The sequence below is a fragment of the Tenacibaculum skagerrakense genome (assembly GCF_004345825.1).
In the GTDB taxonomy this organism is placed as follows: Bacteria; Bacteroidota; Bacteroidia; order Flavobacteriales; family Flavobacteriaceae; genus Polaribacter; species Polaribacter skagerrakensis.
The window spans coordinates 84,445-96,856 of sequence record NZ_SLXM01000006.1; the positions used below are offsets into that span (position 1 = coordinate 84,445).

Here is a 12,412-nt window from a genome sequence, read left to right on the forward strand (position 1 = left end):
TTTTTTAGAGGTGAATTAATATTGATGTTAATTTAAGCAATTACTTTCGTATCAACAAAGTTGAAACGAACCAATCCGTCTTCGTCTATTTCTGTAAGGGTTACTTTATGTAAGGTATTGACCAATTCTGGATTCCATGGAGTCTTAACTTTTACATAATTTTCTGTAAATCCATGAATATATCCTTCTTTATTTTCGCCTTCAAATAAAACAGTAAGAGTGTTTCCTAGCTGACTTACATAAAAGGCTCTTCTTTTCTTTACAGATAAACCTCTTAACATTTTGCTACGTTTAGCACGAACATTTTTAGAAACCACACCATCCATTAAAACAGCTTCAGTATTTGGTCTTTCTGAGTAGGTGAAAACATGCAAATAAGAGATGTCCAATTCAGATAAATAATTGTAGGTTTCCAAGAATAATTCATCGGTTTCACCAGGAAACCCAACAATAACATCAACACCAATACAAGCATTTGGCATCACTTCTTTGATTTTTGCCACTCTATCTGTATACACTTTTCTTAAATAACGACGTTTCATTTTTTTAAGAAGCGTATCACTACCAGATTGAAGTGGAATATGAAAATGAGGTACAAAAGTTTCTGAATTTGCAACAAAATCTATCGTTTCATCTTTCAATAAATTAGGTTCTATTGAAGAAATTCGAAGCCTATGAATACCTTCAACCGTATCTAAGTTTTGAACTAACTCTAAAAAAGTATGCTCATGTTTTTTATTTCCAAATTCACCTTTTCCGTAATCACCAATATTTACACCAGTTAATACAATTTCTTTTATTCCTTTTTCAGAAATTTCCTTAGCATTTTGTAGAACATTTTCTAATGTATCACTTCTTGAAATACCTCTTGCTAAAGGAATTGTACAATACGTACACTTGTAATCACATCCATCTTGTACTTTTAAGAAAGCTCTAGTTCTATCTCCAATAGAATATGAACCTACATAAAAATCAGCATCTTCAATTTCACAAGAATGTACTTCTCCAATATCATTTTTTGTTAAGTCGTTAATATAACTAGTGACATTAAACTTTTCTGTAGCTCCCAATACTAAGTCAACACCATCAACTGCTGCTAACTCTTCTGGTTTTAATTGAGCATAACAACCTACGGCTATAAGAAAAGCCTCTGGATTTTGTTTTAAAGCCGATTTAACAATTGACTTAAATCGTTTATCAGCATTATCAGTAACAGAGCAAGTGTTAATAACATAAACATCTGCTTTTTCTTCAAACTCAACTCTACTAAATCCTTCGTTAACAAAATTACGAGTGATAGTTGAAGTTTCCGAAAAGTTTAATTTGCATCCTAATGTGTAAAAAGCTACTTTTTTTTCCGCATTCATTCTTGTACATTTAACCGACTGCAAAAGTACGATATTGAAAATGATTTTTGAAACAGAAAGATTAGTAATTAGAAAACTGTTAACTAGTGATTTAACTTCGTTTTTTGAGTTAGAAAGTAATCCTAAAGTCTTACAATATGCTACAGGTGAGGTGAAAACATTACCAGAATGTGAAAGAGAACTGCTAGAGCTTATTGAGAAATATGATGTAAAGGACAACGATTTTTGGATTTATGCAATTGTAAGAAAGTCTGACAAACAATTTATTGGAACCTTAGCGTTGGTTAAAGATGAAGAAGGAGATGATGAAATAGGATACCGATTTATTGAACGATTTTGGGGGAACAAATATGCAAGTGAAGTATGTGAAGGATTGATTTCTTATTGTAAAAAAACAGGAATGAAAAAGCTTATCGGAAATGTAGTAAATGAAAATCTAGCATCGGAAAAAATTTTATTACGATTTGGCTTTAAAAAAGTAAAGGAATTTATAAGTGATGATATTGGCTTGCTCGAAACTAAATACCAATTAATTTTATGATTGCAAGAACACCTGCACCTCCTTATTATGCAGTAATTTTTACGAGTATTCGTACAGAAGGAGATAATGATTATACTATTACTGCAGATAAAATGGTTGAATTGGCACAATTACAAGAAGGGTATTTGGGTATTGAAAGTGCCAGAAATGACATTGGTATAACGGTTTCTTACTGGAAAGATCTAGAAGCCATTAAACAATGGAAAATGCAACTTGATCATACAGAAGCAAGAGAAAAGGGAAGGATTACATGGTATCAGCAATTTAAAGTTAGAATTAGTAAAGTAGAACGAGATTATGGTTTTGAGAAGTAGTGTTTTATTATTCATTATTTGTGTTTTAGTATCGTGTAATCAGAGGAAAAAACAGTTTGATGATAGTCAGGTTTTTAGATACAATGAACATTCGAATATTACATCATTAGATCCTGCTTTTTCAAAAGATCAACGAAATATTTGGGCTGTAAATCAGTTGTTTAATGGCTTGGTTCAGTTAGATGATTCTTTACATGTAAAGCCAGATATTGCCAAACGATGGGAAATAAGTAATGATGGAGCTGAATATACTTTTTTCTTGAGAGATGATGTGTATTTTCATAAACATGAACAGTTTGGAGAAACTAAAACAAGAAAAGTCAAAGCACAAGATTTTACGTATTCTTTTAATCGACTACTAGATGACAATGTTGCATCTCCAGGAAGATGGGTATTACAAAACGTAAAAGCATTTGAGGCTTTGAACGATTCTGTATTTCAAATACAACTAAACAAGCCTTTTCCACCTTTTTTAGGATTATTAAGTATGAAATATTGTTCTGTAGTTCCTAAAGAAATTGTGTCGTTTTATGGAAAAGAGTTTAGATCAAATCCAATTGGAACCGGTCCTTTTAAATTTAAGTTGTGGGTAGAAAACACCAAATTGGTTTTAAGAAAGAATAATAATTATTTCGAAAAAGATGCAAAAGGAAATCAGTTACCATACTTAGAAGCCGTTGCTATTACTTTTCTTCCAGATAAGCAAAGTGAGTTTCTACAATTCGTACAAGGAAATTTAGATTTTATGAAAAGTTTAGATGCATCTTATAAAGATGAAATTTTATCAACATCAGGTTCTTTAGTAGATAGTTATAAGGATAAAATCAACATGCAAAAAGCTTCTTATTTAAATACTGAATATCTTGGTTTCTTTCTGGAAGGAAAAGATGATAATCCAGTGCAATCAAAATTAATTAGACAAGCTATGAATTACGGGTTTGATCGTCGAAAAATGATGACTTTCCTAAGGAATAATATTGGAACACCAGCAAATCATGGCTTCATACCAAAAGGGTTACCTTCTTTTAATGCACAAGTTGGTTACAATTATTCACCCGAAAAAGCTAAGAGTTTGGTTAAAGAATATAAAACCAATACTGGAAAATCAGAGGTAAATATTACAATAACAACAAATAGTAGTTATTTAGATTTATGTGAATTTATTCAAAGAGAACTTCAAAATATTGGGTTAACTGTAACTGTAAATGTAATTCCACCTTCTACATTAAGACAAGGAAAGGCTAATGGTAAATTGTCTATTTTCAGAGCAAGTTGGATTGCAGATTATCCAGATGCCGAGAATTACTTATCGCTATTTTATAGCAAAAATTTTACACCCAACGGGCCTAATTACACACATTTTTCAAATTCAACGTATGATACTTTATATGAAGAATCTATTAGTGAAGTGGATAATTTGAAAAGGTATAAATTATATCAAAAAATGGATAGTATTTTGATTAGTGAGGCTCCTGTAATTCCATTATACTACGATGAAGTTGTTCGATTTTCTCAAAAAAACGTCAAAGGATTAGGGGTTAATCCTATAGATATGCTAAGTTTAAAGAGGGTTTACAAACAGTAAACTGAGTTTTTATAAAATTTTTATAATAATTTTATAAAAATTTTGATGTTTTGTTATAAAAAATAACATAGAGGTTATTTTTGTTTATTTTTTAAGTTAAATATTTTGTGATTTAATAATTTTTTAACTTTATAAAAACCTTTCAAAAATCAATCAATTATGAAAAAAACTTACCTGTTGGTAGCAGTATTCCTGCTATCTCAAACAATTTTTTCTCAAACGTCAACGCCTAAAGATATCGGCGTTATTCAACAACATTTTAATGGTTTAAAGAAGAAAAGTGAAAATTCTTCTGATGACTTTTCAGAATGGAAAGTAACGAGTACAGCTTCATCCTTAAAAAAAGGACTTACTCATTACTACATTACTCAGTATCATAATAATATTCCTATTATTAATGGTACATACAACATGTCTGTTTTAAACGGCAAAGTAAATTATAAGTTAGATCAATTTGTTCCAGAAATTAAATCTAAACTTACTTCTTCAAAAACATCTGGCATTACACCAGAGTCAGCAATTCAATCAGTAGTTACTAAACACCGTTTACGATCTTCTGCAAATCTTGTTAGAATTTCTAAAAGATCAAGTAGTGGTGATGATGTAATTCATTTCGTAAATTCTGGAATTACGGAAGATAATGAGCCAATTACAGCTCAAAAGGTATATGTTTTTCAAGACAATCAATTAAAGTTGTGTTGGAATATTAACTTATACGAAGAAGGTGGACAAAACTGGTGGAACAGTTTTGTAGATATTTCTTCTGGTAAAGTTATAGCGGAAGATAACTGGGTAATTTCTTGTAATTTCGGAGAAGTAGAGCATGCGCATTTAAAAGGAGAAGCTTATGCTAGCAAATCAGAAGTAAATTATGTAGAAAAAAATTCAGGAGTTCCGTATGCAAAAGAATCTATGATGTTTGCACCAGATTCTTATAACGTTTATGCAATGCCTTTATCTGATCCAGATGATGGAGGAAGAACAATTGCAACAAATCCTGCTAATTTAACTGCATCGCCTTTTGGTTGGCACGATACAAATGGAGCTTCAGGAGCAGAGTTTACTATTACAAGAGGAAACAATGTTTGGGCTCAAGAGGATGCTAATGGGAATAATGGAACAGGAGCTTCTCCAGATGGAGGTTCAGGTTTAGATTTTGATTTTCCTGTAAATTTAGGATTGTCTCCTGCTAATTACAGAGATGCATCTACAACAAACTTATTTTACTGGAATAATATAATGCATGATGTTTGGTATCAATATGGTTTTGATGAAGCTAGTGGTAACTTCCAAGAAAACAACTACGGAAAAGGTGGTGCTGGAAGTGATTCTGTAAATGCCGATTCTCAAGACGGAAGTGGTACAAACAATGCAAATTTCGCAACTCCAACTGATGGAGGAAACCCTCGAATGCAAATGTTTTTATGGAATCAAACGAATCCAGGAAGGGATGGTTCTTTTGATAACGTAATTATTGCACATGAATATGGACACGGAATTTCTACTCGTTTAGTTGGAGGTCCAAATAGCAATGCTCTTGGAGGTTCAGAACAAATGGGTGAAGGTTGGTCTGATTGGTTCGGATTAATGCTTACAATGAAAGCAGGTGATCAAGGTACTGATAGTAGAGGAGTTGGAAATTATGTGTTAGGTCAAGATAAAAACGGACCAGGAATTCGTCCGACGCCTTATTCTACTGACAGAGGAATTAATAATACTGATTATGCAGATATTAATGGTTTAAGAGTTCCGCATGGAGTAGGATATGCTTTTGCTACCATTCTTTGGGATATGACTTGGTTAATTATCGATCAAGAAGGTTTTGACCCTGATTTCTATAATGGAACAGGAGGAAACAATATTGCTATGGCTTTAGTAATAGAAGGATTAAAAAATACGGCAAGTAATCCAGGATTCGTTTCTGGTCGTGATGGTATTTTACAAGCAGATCAAGATTTATACGGTGGTCAATACAGATGTTTAATTTGGAAAGCATTTGCTGAAAGAGGAGTTGGAGAAGGAGCTAATGAAAATAATAATGGTGGCTCTAATTCAAATACTGATCAAACAGTATCTTTTGTAAATCCTTGTGATGGAGGTGGTCCAGATCCAGATCCAGAAGTTTGTTCAGGAGATATTACTACATTCCCTTTTAGTGAAAGTTTTGAAACTAATTTTGGAGACTGGTCTAATTCAACTGCTGATGATATTGATTTTACAAGAAATTCAGGAGGTACTGCTTCTAGTAATACAGGCCCAACTGCTGCGGCTGATGGTTCTACGTATGTATATGTAGAGGCTTCAGGAGATGGAACAGGTTTCCCAAATAAAAGAGCGGTTTTAAATTCACCATGTTTGAATTTTAGTTCATTAGCAGAACCGAATTTATCTTTCCAATATCATATGTATGGTACAGCAATAAACTCGTTAACTGTTGAAGCAAGAGTTGATAATACTGGTGATTGGACTTCTGTGTTTACAAGATCAGGAGATCAAGGAAATCAATGGAATGGAGCTAGTGTAGATTTAACCGCTTATGCAGGTCAATCTAGTGTGCAATTGCGTTTTGTTGTAGTTACAGGTTCTGGAACTAGCGGTTGGCAAAGTGATATTGCTATAGATTCAGTAGCTATTCAAAATGGAGGAACTGATCCAGGTCCAGATCCAGATGGTTGTAGTGGAGAAATTACTGCTTATCCATTTAATGAAAGCTTCGAAACAAGCTTCGGAGATTGGTCTAATGCTACTTCTGGTGATGATATCGATTTTACAAGAGATTCAGGAGGAACTCCATCAAGTAATACAGGTCCAAGTAGTGGAGCTGATGGAGCAACATATATTTATGTAGAAGCTTCTGGTGATGGCACAGGTTTCCCAAATAAATCGGCAATCATAAATTCGCCATGTTTAAACTTTAGTTCATTAACAACACCAAGTTTACAGTTCCAATATCATATGTATGGTACGGCAATTAATTCATTAACCGTAGAGGCTAGAACTAATAATACTGGAGCTTGGACATCGATATTTAGTCAAAACGGAGATAAAGGAAATCAATGGAACGCAGCTAATGTTGATTTAGCAGCATATGCAGGTGAGTCTAGTGTACAAATCCGTTTTATTGTAGTTACAGGTTCAGGAACTAGTGGATGGCAAAGTGATATTGCTTTAGATGCTATTTCAATTGGTGAAGATACAGGTGGACCAGATCCTGATCCAGGATGTGCTTCGTTAAACTTTAATGATTACACTATTACACCATTCTCTAATCAAGATTCAGCTGGAAACTTCTCTGTAGGTAGTGGAGGAGCTTCGTTAACCTTAACTAATAATACTTGGAAATATATTCCATTGAATTATACAGTTACTGCTAATACTGTAATAGAGTTTGAGTTTAGTAGTACTTCTCAAGGTGAAATTCATGGAGTTGCTTTTGAGAATGACAATACTTTAACTGCAGCGAGATGTTTCAAAGTACATGGTACTCAAAATTATGGTATAACTAATTTCGATAATTATGCTGGTGGTACACAAACGTATGTTATTCCAGTAGGAGATTCTTATACAGGTACTATGGATAGATTAGTATTTATTAATGATAATGATGCAGGTTCAGGGAACACATCAACATTTACCAACGTAAAAATTTATGAAGGTTCTTGTAGCTCGTCTTCAGTTCAAGTAGCTAGTTTTGGTACTAGAGTTGATCAAATGGGAGATGAGGATGAAGATGTATTATCATCAATTACTATTGCACCTGTTCCGGTTAAGAAAGGAAACCTTTTACGAGTTTTAAGTCAAGGTAAAAACTTATCGAATACAACGTATAGCGTAATTAATGTATTAGGACAGGTGTTAGATAAAGGAAACTTAAATGATACTAAAGCTATTAATATTGATGGGTTTAAATCAGGAGTATATATTCTTCAATTAGAGAATGAATATACAAAGGTGAGTAAACGATTCATTATTGAATAGGGAAAGATTCTTATAGAAGAATAAAGATAAAATTAAAGCCTCTTGAATATATCAAGAGGCTTTTTAATTATGTTTATAATAAATATCCTTTTAAGAATATACTGTGTTTTTTTATGGAAGGGATTTTAATCAAAGTTTATTCTGGACATAATAGGAAAATGATCCGACAATTTCTCAGAATAGGTTTTAAAACTATGTACTTTGGTTTTATTATCAGTTAAAATAAAATCAATACGAATAGGGAAAAAGTAATTAAAAGACTTTCCAAGTCCGCTTCCAGCAACTTCAAAAGCGTCTTGTTTATTTTTTGCAAGTTGTCTATATACCCAAGAGTAGGCAGTGTTATTAAAATCGCCACAAATTATTTTTTTTCCTTTCCACTGTTTTTCATGTTCCAAGAAAGCTTCTACCTGTGATGCTTGCTTTATGAATCCAGTTTTTAAACGATCAACGAGTTTTTCAGAATTAGCCTCTCCAAAGTTTTCTTTTTGAGGGTTTAGTTTTAAAGATTGTAGATGAAGATTGTACACTCTAACAGTATCTTTGTTCTTAACAATATCTATAAAAATGGCATTATTAGCACTGTTCTCAAAGTCCAAAGATCCTTTGTTGATGATTTTGTATTTTGAGAAGATTGCTGAACCAAAACTATTTCTTTTAGATTTTGGAACGAAATATTGATAAGGAAAGTTTAGTTTAACATTTTTTGCATCGTAATATTCTTGTAAAGCAATAATGTCCGGCTCTTTTTCATTGATAAAATTCATTATCTTTTTATCAATATCCTTTTCTGTAATCCAATTGTACAAATTAAACATACGTACATTGTAACTCATTACTTTTACATCAGAATTTAAAGCAGTATTTTTTTTCGAGAACTTTACAAAAGGAGGAAAGAACATCCAACCGAATAGTAAAACAACACCAGATAATATAAAGTGTTTTTTTAGTTTTATAATCCAATAAATTAGGAATACTAAGTTAACTACTATTAAAAAAGGGACAGCTAAGCTAGCAACTGAAAAGACTGGAACCGTTTTTGGCGAAACAAAAGCCAAAAAATACGATAACAATAAAATTGTTGCCACAATTGAGTTTATAAAGTATAGCAACTTTTGAAAAAAATTAAATTGTCTTTTAGAGGCCATTATTTTGGATTTCCTTGCTTGAATAAGAACTCTTTTTCTTCTTTGGAAAGTGCGTCATAACCTGATTTTCCAATTTTATCTAAAATCTGGTCAATTTTTTGTTGATTATCAGATTTATTATTCGCTTCCTTTCTTGTCGGTTTAGGATTGTTTGATTTATAAACAGTTTTTAGTGTTTTTTTATCACGTTTAAACCACTTTGAAATATTTTTAAATAGTTCAATTTCTTTATTACTAGCTTGATTTACATATAAGAAACCAAATAAAGCACCACCTAAATGAGCAAAATGTCCACCACCATTACCTCCAGATAAACTGATTAAATCCATTACAACAAAGAACGCAGCTAAATGCCAAACTTTAATGTAAACATTAATTAAAGGTATTCTTAGTTCATAATTAGGAATATAAGTGGCTGTACCAATAATAATAGCGCTAACTCCAGCTGAAGCACCAACTAAAATATGACTACTATTACTAAATGCAGGAAAATAATTCATTGCAATTAAAAAGAATATTCCTCCAAAAATAGTTCCTAATAAATAGAAGTTTAACAGCTGTTTTTGAGTGAAATACTCGGAAAATAAACGACCAAAAATATATAACCAAATACAGTTAGATAGTATATGTAAAAAGCCAGCATGTAAAAACCCGTAAGAAACAATAGACCACGGTTTAGTAATATAAGCATCTAAAGAAGATGATAATGCAAACCACTGGTCAATAAAACTTAATTGCGTTTTATACAGTCCTGAAAAAGATGAAACTAACAAGTCTAAAATAAAAACAGCAACGTTAATGTAGATGATTTTCTCTAACATTGAAGCTCTTAAAAAATGTTGTTTTAAGTTTTCCATAAGCTATTAGTTAATTCTAAATTGATTTTTCTTCCAGTACCAAGCAATTATAAATCCAATTAGAGCTCCACCAACATGGGCAAAGTGACCTACATTTATTCCAAACATCGATGGCCAGTTAAAAGCACCTGAAAGAATTTCATAACCTAGAAGAATTGGAATAAAATACTTTGCAGCAATTGGAATAGGTAAAAATATGAGAGCTAATTTTGCATTTGGAAAATTTAATCCAAAAGCAGCTAAAAGTCCCATAATAGCCCCTGAAGCTCCTAGTGAAGTTCCTCCTGCTATTTGGTTGAAATTTTTTATTCTTTCTTCACCTAGAGCAGTTATCCAACGTTTATCATACATTCTTTGGTTTATCAATTCAAATATTTCATCTTTATTGAATCCATTACTAATCAAGTCGTTTATTGTATTGTTAAATTGATAATAATCTATTATATAGGGCAAAATAACAGCTCCAATTCCGGCAGAAAAATAAAAAAATAAAAACTTGTTTTTACCCCACATTTGCTCTAATGGAGTGCCAAACATCCATAATGCTAGCATGTTAAAGAAAATATGAAATATGAAAGTTGGATGGTGCATAAACATATGTGTGAATATTTGCCAAACTCGAAAGTTTTCATTTTCAGGAAACCATAACGATAGCATATCATAGGCTTGATTCCCAACTAATGAAGATCCAACGAAGAATAAAATATTTATTATTATAAGATGTTTAACTACAGGTGTTAATTGTTGCATAATTTACTTGGTGAAAATAGTGTCAATTTCTTGTAAAGTTAAGGTTTTAAATGTTGGTTTTCCTAAAGGAGAAACACTTGGCTCTTTACATGAAAATAAATTGTTTACTAATGTTTCTTGTTCTTTTCCGGATAAAACAGTACCTGTTTTAATAGCTAATGATTTAGCAAACGATTTTGCCATCACGTCAAAATGACTAAAACTTGCGTCTGGAACTTCTAATTTAATGTCGTCTAATAGCTGCTCTAAAATCAAGGTAATCTGACTTTCAGATATCGAAATCGGTATACCTCCAATAACAACAGAGTCTTTAGTGAACTCATTAAAAACGAAACCAGCACTCTCTAAATCCGATTTAATTCCATAAATCATTTCAATGTCCGAAGATGAAAAAGAAATAGTAATCGGAAATAATAACTGTTGGCTATTGGCTTCTTTAACAGTAATGTGTTCTAAATATTCTTCGTATAAGACACGCTGATGTGCCAATGTTTGATGTATTAAAACAACTCCCGATTTTATAGAACTAAGTATATATTTTTTTTGAATTTGAAACGTCTTTCCGGTTTCAGTTTCTCTTTCACTTTCGAATAGTTGTTCTTGATTATTGTTTTGTTGAACAGATTCAACTTCTAAATTAGCATATAAAGATTCCCAACTTCCAGTATCTTTTTTAAAATTGCTTTGGTAAGTAGTTTTACTTGGACGGTAAGATGAGGTTTCTTTTTTAATAGGTTTGCTATCTAAAGAAATATCCTTAAAAGGATTAAACGTTGGGTCTACAATAATCTTTGGAGTAGAAACACGTTGCTTGTCTTTAAACTCATAGGGCGTGTCTAGCGTAGCGTCTCTATTAAAATCTAAAACAGGAGCAACATTATACTGACCTAAACTGTGTTTTACAGTAGCTCTTATAATTGCATATAAAGCTTTTTCATTATCAAACTTTACTTCTGTTTTCGTTGGGTGAATATTAATATCAATAGTGTTTGGAGGTACTTCAAAATAAATAAAATACGTTGGATGTGCACCTTGATCTAACAGTCCCTCAAAAGCACTATTAACAGCATGATTTAAATAGGAACTTTTAATAAAACGATCATTCACGAAAAAAAACTGTTCTCCACGTTTCTTTTTGGCAAATTCTGGTTTCGCTACAAAACCTTTAATTGAAATAATATCAGTTTCTTCTTCTGTTGGAACTAACTTTTCATTGGTTTTATTTCCGAAAATAGAAACTATTCGTTTTCTTAAATTGCTATTTTTTAAGTTGTAAACTTCATTATCGTTATGATAAAGTGCAAACGAAATATCAGGATGTGCTAAGGCAACACGCTGAAATTCATCAATAATATGCCTAGTTTCAACAGTGTCAGATTTTAAAAAATTTCTTCGAGCAGGGATATTATAAAACAAGTTTTTTACAGCAATACTTGTTCCTTTTGGAGTAGAGGTTACTTCTTGAGAAACAATAGAACTCCCTTCAATTTTTATACAAGTTCCTAATTCTTCATCATCTTGCTTAGTTTTTAACTCAACATGAGCAATTGCTGCAATAGAAGCCAATGCTTCACCTCTAAAACCTTTGGTGTGTAGATTAAATAAATCTTCTGCGTTTTTTATTTTAGAGGTAGCATGTCTCTCAAAACATAAACGAGCATCAGTAGTGCTCATTCCTTTTCCATTGTCAATTACTTGTACTAAGGTTTTTCCAGCATCTTTTAATAATAAAGTAATGTTAGTTGCACTAGCATCAATAGCATTTTCTAATAATTCTTTAACCACCGATGCAGGGCGTTGAACAACTTCTCCAGCTGCAATTTGATTAGCAACATGATCTGGAAGTAATTGAATAATATCTGACATTAAAAT

At 32.0% G+C, this 12,412-nt stretch carries 9 protein-coding genes; 4 read left to right on the forward strand and 5 right to left on the reverse strand.

The window, feature by feature from the left end:
- Positions 1-32: 32 nt before the first annotated feature.
- A complete protein-coding gene (gene mtaB, locus EV195_RS10670) occupies positions 33-1,367 on the reverse strand; it encodes a tRNA (N(6)-L-threonylcarbamoyladenosine(37)-C(2))-methylthiotransferase MtaB (protein WP_132794945.1) in 1,335 nt (444 codons plus the stop codon).
- 40 nt (positions 1,368-1,407) lie between these two features.
- On the opposite strand from mtaB, the gene EV195_RS10675 reads away from it, so the two are divergent.
- The 4 genes from EV195_RS10675 (at position 1,408) to EV195_RS10690 (ending at position 7,785) form a co-directional block, all read left to right on the forward strand.
- Entirely contained in the window at positions 1,408-1,908 is a 501-nt protein-coding gene (locus EV195_RS10675; protein ID WP_165915717.1) for a GNAT family N-acetyltransferase, read from the forward strand.
- Entirely contained in the window at positions 1,905-2,222 is a 318-nt protein-coding gene (locus tag EV195_RS10680) for an antibiotic biosynthesis monooxygenase family protein (protein WP_132794947.1), read from the forward strand. Before EV195_RS10675 ends, EV195_RS10680 begins: the two co-directional genes overlap by 4 nt.
- A complete protein-coding gene (locus EV195_RS10685; protein WP_132794948.1) occupies positions 2,206-3,807 on the forward strand; it encodes an ABC transporter substrate-binding protein in 1,602 nt (533 codons plus the stop codon). The genes EV195_RS10680 and EV195_RS10685 overlap by 17 nt, the downstream gene beginning before the upstream one ends.
- Before the next feature lie 159 nt (positions 3,808-3,966).
- Positions 3,967-7,785, forward strand: coding sequence for a M36 family metallopeptidase (locus EV195_RS10690; protein ID WP_132794949.1), 3,819 nt, complete (start codon positions 3,967-3,969; stop codon positions 7,783-7,785).
- Between the two features lie 125 nt (positions 7,786-7,910).
- Here EV195_RS10690 and EV195_RS10695 read toward each other — a convergent pair whose 3' ends face one another.
- From EV195_RS10695 to mutL, 4 genes are read right to left on the reverse strand one after another with little or no spacing between them, the layout of a single operon-like run.
- Positions 7,911-8,873 (reverse strand): endonuclease/exonuclease/phosphatase family protein, encoded by a 963-nt coding sequence (locus EV195_RS10695; protein ID WP_243693103.1) that lies wholly within the window; start codon positions 8,871-8,873, stop codon positions 7,911-7,913.
- A 59-nt stretch (positions 8,874-8,932) separates the two neighbouring features.
- Positions 8,933-9,790 carry a rhomboid family protein gene (locus EV195_RS10700; RefSeq protein WP_132794951.1) on the reverse strand — a complete coding sequence of 286 codons (858 nt, stop codon included), beginning with the start codon at positions 9,788-9,790 and terminating at the stop codon, positions 8,933-8,935.
- A gap of 6 nt (positions 9,791-9,796) precedes the next feature.
- Positions 9,797-10,540: a rhomboid family intramembrane serine protease gene (locus EV195_RS10705; protein WP_132794952.1), complete on the reverse strand. Its 744-nt coding sequence runs from the start codon at positions 10,538-10,540 to the stop codon at positions 9,797-9,799.
- A 3-nt stretch (positions 10,541-10,543) separates the two neighbouring features.
- The gene (gene mutL, locus EV195_RS10710) at positions 10,544-12,406 is read right to left on the reverse strand and encodes a DNA mismatch repair endonuclease MutL (protein WP_132794953.1); all 1,863 of its coding nucleotides are present in this window, start codon (positions 12,404-12,406) and stop codon (positions 10,544-10,546) included.
- Positions 12,407-12,412: the final 6 nt, after the last annotated feature.